At 65.4% G+C, this 18,064-nt stretch carries 13 protein-coding genes, 2 tRNA genes and 1 riboswitch; of the genes, 8 read left to right on the top strand and 7 right to left on the bottom strand.

The genetic code is table 11. From position 1 onward, the window contains the following. Positions 1 to 21 precede the first annotated feature (21 nt). Positions 22 to 178, bottom strand: a riboswitch (ZMP/ZTP riboswitch). A gap of 56 nt (positions 179 to 234) precedes the next feature. Next, positions 235 to 1,074, bottom strand: a complete 840-nt coding sequence (locus Q0105_RS10265) for a lytic transglycosylase domain-containing protein (RefSeq protein WP_298211396.1) — start codon at positions 1,072 to 1,074, stop codon at positions 235 to 237. Between the two features lie 958 nt (positions 1,075 to 2,032). On the opposite strand from Q0105_RS10265, the gene Q0105_RS10260 reads away from it, so the two are divergent. Next, on the top strand, positions 2,033 to 4,798 hold the full coding sequence (locus Q0105_RS10260) for a DUF349 domain-containing protein (RefSeq protein ID WP_298211394.1): 2,766 nt from the start codon (positions 2,033 to 2,035) through the stop codon (positions 4,796 to 4,798). Positions 4,799 to 4,946: 148 nt separating this feature from the next. Here the strand turns inward: Q0105_RS10260 and Q0105_RS10255 are convergent. Next, positions 4,947 to 5,031 (bottom strand) — tRNA-Leu (locus Q0105_RS10255). Between the two features lie 252 nt (positions 5,032 to 5,283). After that, positions 5,284 to 5,368: transfer RNA gene (locus Q0105_RS10250), tRNA-Leu, on the bottom strand. A 19-nt stretch (positions 5,369 to 5,387) separates the two neighbouring features. On the opposite strand from Q0105_RS10250, the gene rnr reads away from it, so the two are divergent. Next, the gene (gene rnr / locus Q0105_RS10245) at positions 5,388 to 7,718 is read left to right on the top strand and encodes a ribonuclease R (protein ID WP_298211392.1); all 2,331 of its coding nucleotides are present in this window, start codon (positions 5,388 to 5,390) and stop codon (positions 7,716 to 7,718) included. 49 nt (positions 7,719 to 7,767) lie between these two features. Here the strand turns inward: rnr and Q0105_RS10240 are convergent, their stop codons facing one another. Continuing rightward, on the bottom strand, positions 7,768 to 8,808 hold the full coding sequence (locus Q0105_RS10240; RefSeq protein ID WP_298211390.1) for an alpha/beta hydrolase: 1,041 nt from the start codon (positions 8,806 to 8,808) through the stop codon (positions 7,768 to 7,770). Positions 8,809 to 8,942: 134 nt separating this feature from the next. Here Q0105_RS10240 and Q0105_RS10235 point away from each other — a divergent pair, with 134 nt between their 5' ends. Continuing rightward, positions 8,943 to 9,692 (top strand): AraC family transcriptional regulator, encoded by a 750-nt coding sequence (locus Q0105_RS10235; RefSeq protein ID WP_298211388.1) that lies wholly within the window; start codon positions 8,943 to 8,945, stop codon positions 9,690 to 9,692. Between the two features lie 17 nt (positions 9,693 to 9,709). On the opposite strand, the gene Q0105_RS10230 is transcribed toward Q0105_RS10235, so the two are convergent. From Q0105_RS10230 to Q0105_RS10220, 3 genes are read right to left on the bottom strand one after another with little or no spacing between them, the layout of a single operon-like run. After that, the gene (locus Q0105_RS10230; protein WP_298211386.1) at positions 9,710 to 11,239 is read right to left on the bottom strand and encodes an NAD(P)H-hydrate dehydratase; all 1,530 of its coding nucleotides are present in this window, start codon (positions 11,237 to 11,239) and stop codon (positions 9,710 to 9,712) included. 52 nt (positions 11,240 to 11,291) lie between these two features. Next, positions 11,292 to 12,524 (bottom strand): FAD-dependent oxidoreductase, encoded by a 1,233-nt coding sequence (locus Q0105_RS10225; protein ID WP_298211384.1) that lies wholly within the window; start codon positions 12,522 to 12,524, stop codon positions 11,292 to 11,294. A 49-nt stretch (positions 12,525 to 12,573) separates the two neighbouring features. After that, positions 12,574 to 13,932: an amidase gene (locus tag Q0105_RS10220; protein WP_298211382.1), complete on the bottom strand. Its 1,359-nt coding sequence runs from the start codon at positions 13,930 to 13,932 to the stop codon at positions 12,574 to 12,576. Positions 13,933 to 14,125: 193 nt separating this feature from the next. Between Q0105_RS10220 and rpsB the strand changes: the two genes are divergently transcribed. From rpsB to uppS, 5 genes are all read left to right on the top strand, one after another. After that, positions 14,126 to 14,881: a 30S ribosomal protein S2 gene (gene rpsB / locus Q0105_RS10215; protein WP_298211380.1), complete on the top strand. Its 756-nt coding sequence runs from the start codon at positions 14,126 to 14,128 to the stop codon at positions 14,879 to 14,881. A 105-nt stretch (positions 14,882 to 14,986) separates the two neighbouring features. After that, positions 14,987 to 15,913, top strand: a complete 927-nt coding sequence (gene tsf / locus Q0105_RS10210) for a translation elongation factor Ts (protein ID WP_298211378.1) — start codon at positions 14,987 to 14,989, stop codon at positions 15,911 to 15,913. 56 nt (positions 15,914 to 15,969) lie between these two features. Beyond that, positions 15,970 to 16,692, top strand: coding sequence for a UMP kinase (pyrH, locus tag Q0105_RS10205; RefSeq protein WP_008906712.1), 723 nt, complete (start codon positions 15,970 to 15,972; stop codon positions 16,690 to 16,692). 53 nt (positions 16,693 to 16,745) lie between these two features. Continuing rightward, complete coding sequence (frr, locus tag Q0105_RS10200) at positions 16,746 to 17,306, top strand: ribosome recycling factor (protein WP_298211376.1); 561 nt, start codon at positions 16,746 to 16,748, stop codon at positions 17,304 to 17,306. 23 nt (positions 17,307 to 17,329) lie between these two features. Beyond that, the gene (uppS, locus tag Q0105_RS10195; RefSeq protein WP_298211374.1) at positions 17,330 to 18,061 is read left to right on the top strand and encodes a polyprenyl diphosphate synthase; all 732 of its coding nucleotides are present in this window, start codon (positions 17,330 to 17,332) and stop codon (positions 18,059 to 18,061) included. Positions 18,062 to 18,064 lie beyond the last annotated feature (3 nt).

Below are 18,064 nucleotides of genomic sequence, written 5' to 3'. Positions count from 1 at the left end.
TGAACTTGTGTCCCTTGAAACAAGGGCTGCCCAGGCGAACGGCTGAACGCAGAGGGGATGAGCCCCGTGCGGCACGCTTCCCAGTGGTTCACAAGAGGCAAGCCCTTGCTGGTTTCCACGTCAGCGGCAGCACCCTGTGTGTCGGATGCCGCGCCTATCGCCAGTCGCGTACCCCGTTAGTGTAGCCGACGGCGGCGTATCCACCGCGTGGCTGCCGCTGGGCGCCGGCCGTCGTTACAGACCTGACAACAAGGCCACTTTGTCCACGGCCGCAGGCGATGCAGCAGGTGGCGCTACCGCAGGGATGCTCTGTGCAGGTGCCTGGGTGGACAGCGATGGGGGCGGGTTCATTGGCATCGTGCGCCCGCCTGCCACCTGGCGCAGGCGGAAATGCTCGGCCAGCACCTTGGCGGCGTAACCGCCGTCATCGGGCAGGTTGGCTGCACCCACGTAGTAGCGCAGGCCGCCTTCGAGCGAACCGGCGCGTGCAATGCACTCCTGCAAGACCTTGACGCCCACGCGCAGATTGGTCACGGGGTCGAAGGCCGCCAAGTGTCCTCCGAAGCTCTGGTACTTGTCGGTGTGCACGCGGGTCATGACCTGCATGAGCCCTTGGGCGCCCACGGGGCTCTCCGCAAATGGGTTGAAGCTCGACTCGATCGCCATGATGGCCAGGATCAGCGTGGGATCGATCTTGGAGCGGGCTCCGATGTCATAGGCCTCGGCCACCAGCACGCTCAGTGGCTCGGGCGCCACGCGGTACTTCTTGCTGAGCCAGAAGGCCACCGCCGCCTGCTCCTTGGGCAGATCCTTGGGGTTGGCCGCCGTGGCGCGCTCACTGGCTTCGGGCTCGATGGACATGCCCAGCATTTCCACCTGGCGGGCCTGCAGCCAGCCCATGAGGTGCCCTTCGCCAGCCTGGCGCAGATCGGGCCGGGCGGTGAGGGCAATGATGACAAAGGCAACGGCCAGGCCGATGAGGGCAAAGCTGTTGTGGGTGATTTCAAGAAAACCTTCGGTCACGTCGGCCGCGAAGGTTCGCACGCCGGAGACTATTTTTCCTGACGCTGTCATAGCTCTTCCTTTCTGAGGCGCAACGGGAGAGTGGTGCAGTCGCGAGGACTGCAACCTTCCCGGCAAGTCGCCTGGATTGGTACGCCATCAAGTTCGAGCTGCACATCGTGGGGTGCTTTATTGCCCTGGTTTGACTTAGCCGGGTTCGGCAGCGGGTTGGGGTTTTTACTAGCCTGTTTTGGGGCTGGCGGATTCTAGAAGTTCACTAAATGCATAGTCAATACTAACAATTTCAATTATTAGACATTTAAGTTGTTAAAAACATGTAAAAAACCACAGCTATCGAGTGCTTTTCAGGGGCTGGGGACGCCTGGCGCGGAAAGCTGAGGCCAGGCGTTCAAGCCAAATTCAATCGGCCGTCTGGCCGTCATTGAGAATCCGATTTGAGTGGGACCCGCGACTTTGGTAAGGTGGGGGTGCCTGTCTAGTTCAGGCATCGCCAGACAAAGCGAAGTCTCCCTCCGAGGGCATTCAGTGCCGAGGTGCAGCAGATGCCGCTTTCATGGCAACCCTTGGAGGCAATACCTTGCCTCCGCGCCATGTGGACCTTCATCTCCGCATCGCGACCGATGGCAAAGACCGTTGTGTCAGCCGTCAAGCCCGGCGGGCAGGCCGTAAGGCCCTGTCTGTCGGGCTTTCTTCTTTTTGGCGCACGCCCAGGCTCTTGGTTTTGGGGGATTGCTTCTAATATAGATAATGGGGGTTGTTCCCTGGAGTGACGGCGATGCGCGAGGAGCGGCGGAGGCTGCTTCTGCGAGGGGCTGCAGCAGTCAATCCACCCGTCCAAGGCCTTGTGCCAGATCATTCCGATGGGCTTGGCGCCGCACCCTGCGGCAGCTTGTTGGCCGAACCCGGTGAAAATAGCTCTTTTATTGTCTCGGTATGCACTTGATGGTGCGATTGCCTTGGCAAGTCCTCAGGCAGTGCGCTTGGGGCGCTTTTGTTATCCATTGGATCCATGTTTCCTTTTTTTTCCCGCAGCAAAATGTCCGACGCACCTGAAGTGAATCCGGCCCCGGCCAAAACCCAAGAGCCGCACCCGCTCGATGCGCTGACCGGCGGCGCTTTTTCTGCCGCCACCTCCGGCGAGCGCGCCTCCCGCATCCGTGACTGGCTGGCGACCCAGCCCGCGCACGAGCAATTGCAAGAGGTTTTCAAGGAACTGAGCGGTCGTGACAAGGGCGCGGCCCGTGCCGTGCGCGAGCGCCTGGACGAAATCCGCCGAGCAAAGGGGCAAGAAGCCATTGCCGCCGAGTGGGCCGACAAGGCCCAGGCGCTGCTGGCGGCTCCCAAGCTTAATATTGCAGATGCCCTGGCCTGGCAGCGGGATGCCGCGAAGGCTGGTGCGCCCTTGTCGCGCGAGCCGCTGTCGCTGCTCAAGGTGCAAGTGGCAGATCGCGTGAAAGTGATCGAAGACCTGCAGCACCGCGTGCAGGTTCAGCGCGAAGCCGCCGTGTTGCTGGCCCAGCGCATCGAAGTGCTCTCGACCAAGCCCTGGCGCGATGCCCATGCTGCGCTGGAGCTCTTGCGCGCCGACGTCGCACGCTGGCAAGAGCAGGCCCAGGAGCTGACGGGCGACGCGAGCTGGGCGAGCGTGGAAGCCCGCTTTCCACCGCTGCTGGACGCATCGCGCACCCAATTGCTGGTGGTGTGGGAGGCTTTCCAGCCCGCCGTGGCCCAGGCCGCTGCCGCTGCCGAAGATGCTGCTGCACCGCTGCCCCCCGTGCCCGTGTGGGCCGATGAGCTGCGTGCCGCGCGGGGCCTGCCGACCGAGGCATCGGCTGCTGCAGCCGCCGCGAAGCCCGCCCGCGCTGTAAAGCCCAAGGTAGCCCCTGAGGTGGTGGAAAAGGCTGCTCAGACCGTGCGCGAGGCCTTGGCGACGCTGGAAAAAGAAACCGCTGAAGGCCACGGCAAGGCCAGCGCCGGTGCGGCTGCCGCATTGCGGGCCGTGCTCAAGGTGAACGGTAAACACATCGACAACGCGCTGGAGCAGCAAGTGCACACGGCGCTGGTGGCGGCCGGTGAGCTGGAAGGCTGGCAGCGCTGGAGCGCCGACCAGGTGCGTGAAGACCTGGTCGCCAAGGCCGAGGCACTGATCAACCGCCCCGAGGGCCAGGCCTTGGGTGGCCGAAAGATGCAGGAAACCCTGCGCAACCTGCGTGACCAATGGAAGCAGGCAGACCAGGGCGGGGCGCCCAACCACGCCCTGTGGAAGAAATTCGACGAGGCCTGCAACGCCGCGCACAAGGTCGTCGAGGCCTGGCTGGACAAGATCCGCACCGAGGCGGCTGAACACAAGGCGCAGCGCCTGGCCCTGATTGAAGAAGTCAAGGCCTGGGCGCAAGAGCATGCCGCATCGACCGACTGGAAGGGCGTCAACCGCGCGTTGTACCAGTTTGGCGACCGCTGGCGCGAGGGCGGCCATGTGGGCGAAAAGCTGTTTGCCGAGCTGCAGCCGCTGTGGAAGCAGGCCATTGCCCTGGCCGCCGCCCCGCTGGAGGCCGCGCAAAAAGAAAGCCTGGCCCGCCGCCACGCCATGATCGAAGAGGCCGTGGTGCTGGGTGCTGCACCCACGTTGCGCATTGATGCCGTCAAGGCGCTGCAGCAGCGTTGGCAGTCTGAGGCGCAAACCGTGCCACTGGATCGCAAACACGAGCAAAAGCTGTGGGATGCTTTCCGCAAGCCCATCGACGAAGCCTTCAACCGCAAGTCGGCCGACCGCGAAAAGGCCGTGACCGAACTGAGCGCACGCGATCGCGTGGTGCTGGACGCCTCCAAGGCCCTTGAAGCCGCCAATGCCACGGGCGATGCGCAGCAGATCCGCGCCGCCGTGCAGGCTCTGGAGGCGGCGCTGCGTGGCCAGGCGCAGGCCGCCGAAGCGGCAGCCTCTGCGCAGAAAACCGAACAAAGTGCCGCCGCATCGGTGGCACAGGCCGATGAGGCCGCTGCGGCATCTGGCGATGGTGAGGCGTCAGCGGCAGGCGTGGCTGCTGACGGCGAAGCAGCAGCAGCAGCCCCTGCTGCTGCCCCGGTAGCCCCACCCAAGCCCGCCCGCCCTGTGGTGGCCGTGCGCGGCGACGACCGCCCTGGCATGAAAAAAGACGCACCAGCAGCCCCTGGGCGTGGTGCGCGCCCAGGTGACCGCCGCGATGGCCGCCCTGGTGACCGTGACGCTGGCCGTGGCCCGCGCGCCGATGGCCGCTTTGGCGATCGCAACGACCGTGGCGGCCGCATGGGGGATCGTCCCGCTTACGAAGACCGTGGCCCTCGTTTGGGTGATGCTGCGTTCCGGGCCCAGCGCGAAGCCATGGAGCATGCGCAACTGGCATTGAAAAAGCTCGCGGCCCAGGCCCATGGCGAGACGCTTACCCAGTTGATGACCGCCTGGGAAAAGCGTGACCAGGCCCAGGTGCCGAGCACGCAGGACCTGGGTGGCCGCGTGGCGGCCTCTGTGCGCGGTGCGTGGACCCAGGCACTGTCATCGGCCCCCCAGGGTGATGCGTCCGAAGCACTGTTGCGCCTGGAGATGGCCGCAGAAGCGCCGACGCCAGCCGAACACATCGCTGCACGGCGGATGCTGCAATTGCAGCTGCTGACGCGCCGCAACGACCCAGCCCCCGTGCAAACCTGGGGCCAGGATGTCGCCCGTGTGCTGGCCAGTGCCAGCGATGCGGCCAGTGCGCGGCGTCTGCAGAACGTGCTGAAGACGCTGCTTCGCAAGTAAGCGGGCGGGTCTTGTACGCAGCGGCCCTTGCGGGTGCGCTGCGTATGCGCGGATGGCGGGGCCGCCTTGGCGGCTCTGGCATTGGCAGAATCATGCGGTGCCAAAAACAAAAAAGGCCGTTGCGATTGCAACGGCCTTTTTCTATGTTTGGTGCCCAGGAGAGGACTCGAACCTCCACGATGTTACTCGCTAGTACCTGAAACTAGTGCGTCTACCAATTCCGCCACCTGGGCTTTCAGATCAGCTTTGAATTATAGAACGCTTTTTCGAAGGCTCTGGCCAGTTTGCCGAAATTTTTGAAATGGTGCGTGATGGCGTTGCGCGTGCATGCGGGGAGGGGCTGGCTCGCTCTGCGAATGTAGCTTCGCACACTGGTTTGAGAGAGCTGGGAAGGGTGCCAGATGGGAGTGCTTGAAAAATAAAAAAGCCGCTGTGGGTACAGCGGCTTGAATATTTTGAAAACCAGCACTGGTTCTCGTTAAACTTGGTGCCCAGGAGAGGACTCGAACCTCCACGATGTTACTCGCTAGTACCTGAAACTAGTGCGTCTACCAATTCCGCCACCTGGGCATTTCAGGAAAGACTCAGATTGTATAACAAAAAAACCACCCCCGGCGCGCAGTCCGCGCATTTGTCGGACGAGATTGAAGGCAGCGTGCAGGGGCACCGTGATGGACACGGTTTTGTCATCCGCGACGATGGCGAAGGCGACATTTACATCCCCCCCAACGAAATGCGCGCTGTTCTGCACAAGGACCGTGTGCGCGTGCGCATCGTGCGCCAAGACCGCCGTGGCCGTCCCGAAGGCCGCGTGGTCGAGATCATCGAACGCCCGCCCCAGCCCATCATTGGCCGCCTGCTGCAGGAAAGCGGTGTTTGGCTGGTAGCGCCCGAGGACAAACGCTACGGCCAGGATGTGTTGATCCCCAAGGGCGCCACTGGCGCGGCCAAACCTGGGCAGGTCGTCGTCGTCGAATTGACCGAACCGCCCGCGCTGTTCGGCCAGCCCGTGGGCCGCATCACCGAAGTGCTGGGCGAGGTCGATGACCCCGGCATGGAGATCGAAATTGCTGTGCGCAAGTATGGCGTGCCGCACGAGTTTTCGGCGGAAGGCCTGGCGCAAGCCAAAGAGCTGCCCGACAAGGTGCGCGCCCAGGACAAGAAGCGCCGCGTGGACCTGACCGACGTGCCTCTGGTCACCATCGACGGTGAAGACGCGCGCGACTTCGACGACGCCGTGTACTGCGAGCCCGCGAAGGTTGGGCGCAGCAAGGGCTGGCGCTTGCTTGTGGCCATTGCCGACGTGAGCCACTATGTGGAGACCGGCAGCCCCATCGACATCGACGCCTATGACCGCGCCACCAGCGTGTATTTCCCGCGCCGCGTGATCCCCATGCTGCCAGAGAAGCTCAGCAATGGCCTGTGCTCGCTCAACCCCGATGTGGAGCGCCTGTGCATGGTTTGCGACATGCTGGTCACGGCCAAGGGCGAGGTGCATGCCTACCAGTTTTACCCGGCCGTGATGTTCAGCCACGCGCGCTTTACTTACACCGAGGTGGCGGCGATATTGGCCAACACGCGCGGCCCCGAGGCCAGCAAGCGCAAGGACCGCGTGAAGGATTTGTTGAACCTGCACGACGTGTACCGGGCGTTGCTCATTGCGCGCAAGCAGCGTGGCGCGGTGGATTTTGAAACCACCGAGACGCAGATCGTCTGCGACGAAAACGGCCGCATCGAAAAAATCGTGCCGCGCACCCGCAACGATGCACACAAGCTCATCGAAGAAGCCATGCTCGCCGCCAACGTGTGCAGCGCCGACTTCATCGCCCAGGGCGGCCAGCCCGGCCTGTTCCGTGTGCACGAAGGCCCCACGCCCGAGAAGCAGGAGATCCTGCGCAATTACCTCAAGGCCATGGCCGTGGGCATGACGATTGGCGACGATCCCAAGCCCGCCGAGTTCCAGGCGATTGCCGAGGCCACCAAGGAGCGGCCCGACGCGCAGCAGATCCACACCATGCTGCTGCGCTCCATGCAGCAGGCCATCTACACGCCCATCAACAGCGGCCACTTTGGTTTGGCGTTCGACGCCTATACGCACTTCACCAGCCCCATCCGGCGCTACCCGGACTTGCTGGTGCACCGGGTCATCAAGGCCATTCTCAGCAAGACCCAGTACAAGCTGCCGTCGCTGCCCACCCCCGGCGAGGCGCACGCCAAGCTCGCCAAGCGCCTGGCCGCGCGCGTGGCCGCGCCTGGCACCCAGCCGCGCAAAGAGGTGAAACCACCGAGCCGCGAGGTTCAGGCCTGGGAGGCTGCGGGCCTGCACTGCAGTGCCAACGAACGCCGTGCCGACGAGGCCAGCCGCGATGTGGAAGCCTGGCTCAAGTGCAAATACATGCGCGAGCACCTGGGCGAGGAATACAGCGGCGTCGTCAGCGCAGCGACCAGCTTCGGCATCTTCGTCACTCTGGATGCGATGTACGTCGAAGGCCTGGTGCACATCACCGAGCTGGGCGGCGAATACTTCAAGTTCGACGAAGCACGCCAGGAACTGCGTGGCGAGCGCACCGGTATCCGTTATGCCATCGGTGCACGTGTACGGGTGCAGGTCAGCCGCGTCGATCTGGACGGGCGCAAGATCGACTTCCGTCTGGTGCGCGAGGGCGAGGAGCTGCTGGGCCGCGCGCTCAAGGACAAGGGCATGGGCCCTGACGGCGCAGGCGGCGGCGCACGCAAGGCCGGTGGCCGTGCGAGTGGCCGCAAGGCAGACAAAGGTGCTGCGATGTCGGTCACCGAGAAGGCGGGCCTGACCCGCGAGCGTGCGGCGCGTTCGCCCATCCAGTCGCTGAAGGCTTCGGTCAAGAAAGCGGTAGCGGGCAAGTCCAGCAAAGGCAAGGCGCGCAAGCCACACCGGGGATGATCGCTCACGACCCCCAGGGCGCTCGCTACTGCATCAGATTGCTCACTAATTAATAGCTGCTACCGCTTGATGGACGGGCGGTAGCAGCTATTTTTATTTGAATTTTCTGGTGTGCCGGTGCGTTGGATGAGGCAGAGCCCTCCAGAAAACGCGCATACCGCTGCGCCGTGTCGGCGGGAGCTTCCATCATGGGCAGATGGCCGATGCCGGGCAGGGCTTCCAGTTGTGCCTGGGGCAACAGCTTCTGCAAGGACAGCAGGCCCGAACGATCGAACACGCGGTCGCTGTCGCCCCACAGCGCGAGCACGGGGTGCTTCTGCAGATCGCCCAGCCGTTGTTCCAGCAGGTAGCGGTCCTTGAGCTGAGCGTCCCACAGGCGGGTGTTCGATGGCGCGTTGCGCAGCGCTGCCTGCTCGGTGGCGTGCAGGATGGGGTAGGGCAGGAAGGGGCGCTTTTCAAACACCAGGTCCATCATGGCGCCGAAGGCAGCGGCGTCGTGGGCGACCAGCGGGCGCTGCCCGGTGTCGATGAGCCGGTCCATGGTGCTGGGCTTGGGCGAGCGGATGCCGTGGGGTGCGCCGATGAAGGCCACGCTGGCCACGCGCTCGGGGTGCTGCAGCGCAAACAGCGCGGCGATGGTGCCGCCCATGGAGTTGCCTGCGAGGTGGGCCTTTTCGATGCCCAGCGTGTCCAGCAATGCGCCCAGGCGCTGGGTGTGGGCGGCGTAGTCATAGGGTTGGTCGTCCAGCCGCGTGCTCTCGCCAAAACCGGGGAAGTCTGGGGCAACCACCCGGTACTGGCCGGTGAGGGGACGCGCAAAATCCACCCAATGGTCCTTCTCCGCAAAAATGCCGTGCAGCAGCACCAGGGGTGTCGTTCCTGGGTTTGTGGGCGCTGGCTGGGATGGCGCACCGCTGTCCAGGTAGTGGATGGTGTGTAGCGCGGCGGTGGTGGTTTTTTCCTCCATGCCCGAGAGGCTGCGGTTGAGGTGGAGCAGGGGCTCCTCCAGCAGCGACGGGGCGCCGTAGTAGAAACCCACGCCGCTGAGGGCGAGGGCGGCGGCAACAGAAAAGAAGGCAATGCGTTTCAAGACCCAGTCTCCAGAAAGAAAAGTAAGGGCGACGTGCGGGCGTTGGCCTGCCGCAGCGCGCCGTGCTTGGCGGCACGCACATGGCCCGGGCAAGGCTACCGAGAGCCGTGCTTCAAGACTTGTAGGTTTGGGCTATGCCGCAGCGAACGAACACCCTGACGCTGGGCGCTGACCGGGCGCTGTATATGGGTGAGATCCCGGCCACGGGCTGGCATTGCCATGCATCGCCTGTGTTGCTGATGGGGCTCTCGGGCCGGTTTGCTTTGCACTGGGGGCCGGGGCGGGTGGAGACCTGCCACAGCGCGCTGGTGGATGCGGGCGTGGAGCATCTGTTCGACCCTTGCGGCGAGGTGGTGGCGCTGGTGTACCTGGAGCCGGATTCGCTGGAGGCGCGCAGCCTGCGCAACATTTTCCAGCGGCAAGGCGGGGTGTTGCTGGATGTGGCGGCGCCCGTGCGCACCCGTGCCGCTATGGACGCTTGTCTACACGCCTTTGATCTACCGTCCCTTCTGCATTGCCACCTGCTGGAGGCCGGCCCCCCGCTCGACCCGCGCGTGGCCCGCAGCCTGCAGTTCCTGCGCCGCCCGCAAGAGGAGCAGGGGCGCCTGGCGCGGGCGGGGCTGGCATCTGTGGCGCAACTGTCCGCTTCGCGCTTCAATCATTTGTTCCGCGCCGAAATGGGCGTGAGCCTGCGCAGCTACCGCGTGTGGTCGCAGGTGCGGCTGGCCATGGCCGGGCTGGCGGTCAGCCCGCGCCTGACGGATGCGGCACTGCATGGTGACTTTGCCGACTCGGCGCATTTCAGCCGCATGTTCCGCCAGACCTTTGGCATGACGCCATCGAGTGTGCTCAAGCCGCTGCGGCAGGTCACGCTGCTCGGGTAACTCCCGGTACCCGCCCATCAACCGCCCACGTGCCGCGCCAGTGCACTGGCTGTCAGCGCCTGGCCCGCTGGCCAGGCATCGGCCGCCTGGCCATGTTGGTACACGGCTTCGCTCGCTGCGCGCAGGGCGCTGGCACCGGCGGCCAGGTGCGCGCCCACCATGCCCGCCAGCACATCGCCTGTGCCTGCGGTGGCCAGCCGTGCATTGCCCGTGGGGTTGATGGCGGGCACGCGGTCGGGCGCGGCGATCACGGTGCCTGAGCCTTTGAGCACAGCCACGCAGTTGAACTGGTCCGCCAGTTGCTGCGCGGCGCCCAGCCGGTCGGCCTGGACTTCGGCGGTGGTGAGGCCCAGCAGGCGGGCTGCCTCCAGCGGATGGGGGGTGATGACCGTGGGCTGCCCATGCTGGCCGCGTGCCACCACCAGCGCGTGCAGGGCCGCTTCAGTGGCGATAGTGTTGAGCGCGTCGGCATCCAGAACCAGGCGGGCCGCGCGGGTGATGAGCTTGGGCAGCACGGGCGCCACGGCTTGCCCGCCGCCACAGCCGCAGACCACGGTGAGCTGCTCCAGCTCCAGGACCTCGAAGCGGCGGAACATCAGCTCGGGCTGCTCCAGGTCGAGCTGAAGATGGCCGTTGTCGAGCAGAGCCACCAGCACCCGGCCCGCGCCGCTGTGCAGCGCCGCCGATGCGGCCAGCAGGGCGGCGCCCGCCATGCCCATGCCGCGCGCCGCCAGGCCCTCGCCACCCACCACGGCCACGTCGCCATAGCTGCCCTTGTGGCTGGCGTGGGCGCGGGGGGCTGCCAGCGCGGGGCCGCAGAGCCAGGCGTTGGGGGGCTCGTGCCCGGTGGCTGCGCCCAGGTCGTCCAGCCACACCTGGCCCGCGGCATCGCGCCCGGCGGTGGTGAACAGGCCGGGCTTGAGGGTCAGCAGGCTCAGCGTATGGCGCGCCGGGCGCGGGTGGTGGTTGTTGTGGGGGCTTGTGGCGCCAGGGGCAAAGCCCGGTGCGAACTGGCCGGTGTCGGCGTCCAGCCCACTGGGCAGGTCCACGGCCAAGACCGGCGCGGGGCTGTGTTGCAGCGCCTGCAGGCAGGCTTGCAGCCGTGCGTCGGGTTCGCGGGCAGGTGCGTTGGGCGATGAGGAAACGCCTATGCCCAGTAAGGCGTCGATGCACAGGTCGTTCGGGCCGAGATCAGCGGGGACGGCATCGGCCCACAACACGCCAGCGGCCTGGGCGCGTTGCCAGGATGCTTTGGCGTCTGCCGGGGCGGTGTCTGGGTGGCCCAGCCAGGTTACGACCACCTGGCGGCCGCTGCGCTGCAAGTGCATGGCGGCCTCCAGCCCGTCGCCGCCGTTGTTGCTGGGGCCGCAGGCGATCCACACCGTGCGGGCATGGGGCGCCAGGGCCTGGGCCAGCCGTGCCACGGCCAGGCCGGCGCGCTGCATCAGGGTGTGTGGTGGCAGGGCTGCGGCCGCCTCCCGCTCCAGGCGGCGCGTGGCGGCGGTGTTGAACAGGGGGTGGGGCTGGTGGGCGGTGATGCGGTACATGGGGCGAGGTGCGCGGCAGTGCACTCGCCATTGTGCGCCGCAGCCCTGGGGTTCAGAACCGCCGCATCCCCAGTCCTTCGAGCGACACCTCGGGTTCGCGCTGGGCGATCAGGTCGGCCACGGCCCGTGCGCTGCCGCAGGCCAGGGCCCAGCCGCTAGCGCCGTGGCCGGTGTTGAGCCACAGGCCAGGCACGCCGCTGGCGCCCACCACGGGGGCGCCGTCGGGCAGCAAGGGGCGGGCACCGCGCCAGATCTGCAGGCCCGATGAGAGTTGTGCACCGCCCGGAAACCAGTCGTTGAGCGTGCGGTACAGGCGCTGCAAGGTAGCGGTGTGGTGCTCGGCGTCTGCACCTGCCAGCTCGGCGCCGCCCGCAATGCGCACGCGCTGCCCCAGGCGGGTGATGGAGATTTGCTGGGCCGCGTCCACCACGCTGGCGCGGGGGGCGTGGGTGGCTTCACGCAGCGGCGCGCTGACCGAGTAGCCATACACCGCCGCCATCGGCAGGTGCAGGCCCAGTGCAGGCATCAGCGTGGCCGAGGCCATGCCTGCGCACAGCACCACGGCGTCGAAACGGCGCAAGTCAGGTTCGCCCTGCAGCGCCACGCCGATGGGGCTGCTGCTGATGCGCTCGACGCGGGTGTTGAACACAAAGTGCACGCCTGCGCCCTGGGTGCCCTGGCGCAGCATCTGCGCAAACAGGCGGCAATTGCCCGCGCGGGCGTCGGGCAGGTGGATGGCGCCTGCCAGCGGCGCCTCGGGCGAGAGGCCGGGTTCGATCTGGCGTGCCGTGTCGGCGTCGATTTCGCACAGGGCCACGCCGCTGTCGCGCAGCACCTGCAACGCGGGTTGGAGCTGGGCGCGCTCTTGCTCGGTGCGCAGCAGCACCAACCGCCCTTCGCTGGCTTCGAAGTCGAGTTCGTGCTGGCTGGCAATGGCCTGCAGGCGCCCCTGGCTGTATTGCGCCAAGCGCTCCAGGGTGGCGGCCGGAGCGCTGTTGGCACGTGTGGCCCTGCGCCAGCGGCGCAGCCAGGCCCAGTTGTCGCGGGTCAGCCCACCCGCCAGGCGCAGCGTGGCCTGGGGGCCCATCAGCCGCACTACATGGCCGAATCCGGGCACGGCCCAGGGGCTGAGCAGGTGGGGGGCGAGCAGGCCCGCCGTCGCAAAGCTGGCTTCTTCGGCCGCGGCGCTGCGCTGCTCAAAGACGGTGACTTCATGGCCGTCGTGGGCCAGTTCGTACGCAGTGGTGACGCCGATGATCCCGGCGCCCACGATGGCAATCTTCATGAATATGGGTATTTTTGGGCTCTAGCGCTTTATTGTCAAGCGCTGGTAGCTATTGTATTTGTAGCAACTTCTCGATCTGCAGACTCACGTTCAGCACTGTGTCGTCTCGCAGGGCGCCATGCCAGACCATCATGCCCACAGGGAGTTCCCCTTGCACGTGGCAGGGCAGGGACAGCGCGCAGCCATCCAGCAGGTTCACCACACTGGTGTTGCGCAGCAGCAGGTTGTTGACGCGGAAGAACTCGGCGTCTCTCGCGGCGTCCTGCGCCTTGTCCGCGCCGTTGGCTGGCGCGACATCGGCAATGGCAGGCGCCACGATGGGGACCGTGGGGGACAGCAGGGCGTCGTAGTCTTCCATGTCGGCGAGCATCCGGGCGATCCATTGCTGGCGCGCCTGGAGCAAATCGACATATTCCCAAGCCATCAGGGTGACGCCTTTTTCGATGCGCATGCGCACACGGGGGTCGTAGCAGTCACCCGCGCGCTGCAGTAGCTCGCGGTGCCAGGCGTAGCTTTCGGGGGCCGCAAAGCCGTAGGCGGGCTGCTCCAGCGCGGCGGGCAGGGCAATGGTGTCGATGTGTGCACCGGCCTGGCGCAGGGTATCCAGGCTGCGCTCGAAGGCGCGGGCCACGGTGGCGTCCAGCCCGTCCAGGAACAGGGTGGATGGCACGGCGAGTCGGTATTGGGACAGGGGCGCCAGGCTGCGCGTGACGCGCCGGGCGGCCAGTACCTCGTGGACCACGATGGCGTCGCGCACGGTGCGCGTCATGGCGCAGGCGGTGTCGAGCGTGGTGGACAGCGGCACGGCGCCGGTGGTTGGCACCAGGCGGGTGGTGTTTTTGAAACCCACGATGCCGTTGAGCGCCGCAGGAATCCGGATGGACCCGCCGGTGTCCGACCCCAGGCCGATGAAAGCCGCCCCCGTGGCTACCGACACCCCGGCGCCAGAGGACGAGCCCCCCGGCACGCGTGGCGCGCCGGGCAGGGCGCCAAAGCGTGCATCCCACGCCGCTGGTGTGCCGAAGTGGGGGTTGACGCCCACGCCCGAGAAGGCGAATTCCACCATGTTCGTCCGGCCGATCAGGTTGGCGCCCGCCGCCCGCAAGCGGGCCACCGCAGGGCAATCCTTCGCGGCCGCAGGGGCATCGGCCAGGGCTGTGGAGCCTGCCGGGGTGGCCTGGCCCGCGATGTCGAACAAGTCCTTGACCGACACCGCCAGCCCGGCCAGGGGCAGGTGGGCCAGGTCGCGCTGCACCACTGTGGTGCGTGCCGCGTCGAACAGGGTGCGCACAAAACTGTGGGTGTTAGAAGGCGCCTGTGCGGCTTTGATGCAGCGCTCCAGCTCGGCGGGCGCGGTGGTGGTGCCGGCCCGCAGTTGGTCGCGAGTGGTGATCAGGTCAGCGAGCATGGTGTGCTAGAATCTTTGGGTTTTGCTGGAAGTAGCGGCGCAAGCGGTGCATGCAACGTGCAGTCATCGTGAGTGTTGCGGCTGTGGCAAGACCAATCGCAAACCAGCCCTGTCAAGGTGTTGCAGCGTTCGTGAGGAACACGGCGCAGCAAATATTGGGGCTGATTTTAGACCTAACCTTTGGAGTATTTTTATGTCCGTTACCATGCGCGAAATGCTGGAAGCCGGTGTCCACTTCGGTCACCAAACCCGCTTCTGGAACCCCAAGATGGCCCCCTACATCTTCGGCCATCGCAACAAGATTCACATCATCAACCTGGAAAAGTCGCTGCCACTGTTCCAGGAAGCCCAAAAGTTCGCCAAGCAACTGGCTGCCAACCGCGGCACCATCCTGATGGTCGGCACGAAGCGCCAAGCCCGTGAAATCCTGTCCACCGAAGCCCTGCGCGCTGGCGTGCCTTTTGTGGACCAGCGTTGGTTGGGCGGCATGCTGACCAACTTCAAGACCGTCAAGACCTCGATCAAGCGCCTCAAGGACATGAAGGCCCAGCAAGAAGCTGGCCTGGACAGCCTGAGCAAGAAGGAGCAACTGACGTTCTCCCGCGAAATCGAAAAGCTCGAAAAGGACATCGGCGGCATCCAGGACATGGCTGCTTTGCCTGACGCCATCTTCATCATCGACGTGGGCTTCCACAAGATCGCCGTGGCCGAAGCCAAGAAGCTGGGCATTCCGCTGATCGGCGTGGTTGACACCAACCACTCGCCCGAAGGCATCGACTACGTGATCCCCGGCAACGACGACTCGGCCAAGGCCGTGACGCTGTACGCCCGTGGTATCGCTGACGCGATCATCGAAGGCCGTGCCAACGCCGTGAACGAAGTCGTGAAGGCCGCCACCGCCGAAAGCAGCACCGACGAATTCGTGGAAGTGCAAGAAGCCGCCGCCTGATACCCGGCTGCGCGATCCGTCGCGAACAAAAGCGGGGCCCCTGGTGAGCCCCCTTTTTTTTAGCCCGAATCTGAACCCACTGAACTGAACACTGAAGGAATAAAGATGGCTGCAATTACCGCAAGCATGGTTGCCGAACTGCGTGGCAAGACCGACGCCCCGATGATGGAATGCAAGAAGGCCCTGACGGAAGCCGACGGCGACATGGCCAAGGCCGAAGAGCTGCTGCGCGTCAAGCTCGGCACCAAGGCTGGCAAGGCCGCTTCGCGCGTCACCGCTGAAGGCGTGGTCGCCAGCTTCATCAACGGCACTACCGGCGCCCTGGTCGAAGTGAACAGCGAAACCGACTTCGTCTCCAAGAACGACAGCTTCATCGCACTGGCCAACGCCGCCGCCAAGCTGGTGGCCGAGCACAACCCTGCTGACGTGGCTGCCCTGGGTGCACTGGCCTACGAACAAGACAGCTTCGGCCCCACGCTGGAAGACGTGCGCAAGGGCCTGATCGGCAAGATCGGCGAGAACATGTCGTTCCGCCGCTTCAAGCGTTTCAGCGGCTCCAACCTGGCGGCTTACCTGCACGGTTCGCGCATTGGCGTGGTCGTCGAGTTTGAAGGTGACGCCACTGCCGCCAAGGACGTGGCCATGCACGTGGCCGCCATGAAGCCCGTGGCCCTGACCAGCGCCGACGTGCCTGCCGACCTGATCGCCAAGGAGCGCTCGGTCGCTGAAGGCAAGGCTGATGAAGCCAACAAGGAGCTGGTAGCTGCTGGCAAGCCCGCACAAAGCGCCGAAATCACCGCCAAGCGCATCGACGGCGCCGTGCAGAAGTACCTCAAGGAAGTCTCGCTGGCCGACCAGGTCTTCGTGAAGGCCGCTGACGGCAAGCAGACCGTGGCCCAAATGCTCAAGGCCGCCAACACCACCATCAAGGGCTTCACGCTCTACGTGGTGGGCGAAGGCATCGAGAAGAAGGTGGACGACTTCGCCGCCGAAGTGGCTGCCCAAGTGGCTGCCGCCAAGGCCGCTGCCTGATCGTTCCCTGCAACAACCCCACCCAAGCCCTGCACCACCTACCGGAGAAATTTCCCATGTCCAACGCCGCACCAGCCCACAAGCGCATCTTGCTCAAGCTGTCTGGTGAGGCGCTGATGGGGGATGACGCCTTCGGTATCAACCGTGCCACCATCGTGCGCATGGTCGAGGAGATCGCCGAAGTCACCCGCCTTGGCGTGCAGGTGGCGGTGGTGATCGGTGGGGGTAATATTTTCCGTGGCGTCGCGGGCGGCTCGGTCGGCATGGACCGTGCCACCGCCGACTACATGGGCATGCTGGCCACCGTGATGAACGCCCTGGCCCTGGCCGACGCCATGGACAAGCAAGGCCTGGTGGCCCGTGTGATGTCCGCCATCGCCATCGAGCAGGTGGTTGAGCCCTATGTGCGCCCCAAGGCGCTGCAATACCTCGAAGAGGGCAAGGTCGTGGTCTTTGCGGCTGGCACGGGCAACCCCTTTTTCACTACCGACACGGCGGCGGCCCTGCGCGGCGCCGAGATCGGTGCCGAACTGGTGCTCAAGGCCACCAAGGTGGACGGCGTTTATACTGCCGACCCCCAGAAGGACCCCACGGCCACGCGCTACACGAAGCTGAGCTTTGACGAGGCCATGTCCCGCAATCTGGGCATCATGGATGCGACCGCGTTTGCCCTGTGCCGCGACCAGAAGCTGCCGGTGAAGGTGTTTTCCATCATCAAACACGGCGCTTTGAAGCGCGTGGTGATGGGTGAAGACGAAGGTACGCTGGTTTACGCTTGACGACGACGATGGACGGGCCTGCACTGGATGCAGGTCGGCCCCGAGGAGAAAACATGACGATTGCCGACATCAAGAAAAATGCAGAGACCAAGATGGACCAATCCATCGCGGCCTTCAAGAACAACCTGCAAAAGATCCGCACCGGCCGCGCCAATCCCGCGCTGCTCGATACGGTGCAGGTCGAGTACTACGGCTCCCTGGTGCCCCTCTCCCAGGTAGCCAACGTGGCGCTGATCGATTCGCGCACCATCAGCGTCCAGCCCTGGGAAAAGGGCATGGGCGCCAAGATCGAAAAGGCCATCCGCGAAAGCGACCTGGGCCTGAATCCGGCTTCCATGGGCGACTTGATCCGCGTGCCCATGCCTCCCATGAGCGAAGAGCGCCGCAAGGAAATGACCAAGCTGGCCCGCACCGAAGGCGAGGGCGCCAAGATCGCCGTGCGCAATCTGCGCCGCGATGCCAACGAATCCGTCAAGAAACTGGTCAAGGACAAGCTGGCGTCGGAAGACGACCAGAAACGTGCCGAAGCCGACGTGCAGAAATTTACCGACAGGCACATCGCCGAGATCGATGCGCTGGTGACCGCCAAAGAGCAGGAAATCATGGCGGTTTAAGCCCTGAAGGCTTGAACGTTCACATGCCCGTATCTCCGGTGGTGCCACACCACATCGCCATCGTTATGGATGGCAACGGCCGCTGGGCCACGCGCCGGTTTTTGCCGCGCCTAGCGGGCCACAAACAAGGGGTTGACTCACTGCGCCGCTGCGCACGCGCCTGCGTGCAGCGCGGCGTGGGTGTGCTGACTGTTTTTGCGTTCTCCTCCGAAAACTGGAACCGCCCGGCCGATGAGGTCTCCGGCCTCATGGAGCTGCTGGCCATGGCGCTGGCGCGCGAAGTGCCGCAGCTCAAGAAGGACGGCGTGCGCCTGTACTTCGTGGGCGAGCGTGGAGGCTTGTCGCCCAAGGTGCGGGATGGCCTTGCGCAAGCAGAGGCCGCCACGGCCGACAACACCCGGCTGGTGCTCAACGTGTGCTTCAACTACGGCGGCCGCTGGGACATCGCCCAGGCTGCGGCTTCACTGGCCGCGCGCGGCGAGCCCATCACCGAGGCCAGCCTGCATGGCGCGATGGGCATGGCCCATGTGCCCGACCCGGATCTGGTGATCCGCACCGGGGGCGAAATGCGGATCAGCAACTTCCTGCTGTGGCAGGCCGCATACTCCGAGTTCTTTTTCAGTGACCGGTTGTGGCCGGATTTCGACGAGTCGGCGCTGGACGAGGCGATTGCCGCCTTCGGCAGCCGCGAGCGCCGTTTTGGCAAAACCTCCGCACAGATCCTGTCCGCGCATCCCCATCCGATGCCGGGCTGAAAG

The sequence above is a fragment of the Acidovorax sp. genome (assembly GCF_027492855.1).
Classification (GTDB): Bacteria; Pseudomonadota; Gammaproteobacteria; order Burkholderiales; family Burkholderiaceae_C; genus Acidovorax.
Note: the sequence above shows the minus strand (reverse complement) of the source record. Positions and strands in the feature narration are given on the sequence as shown.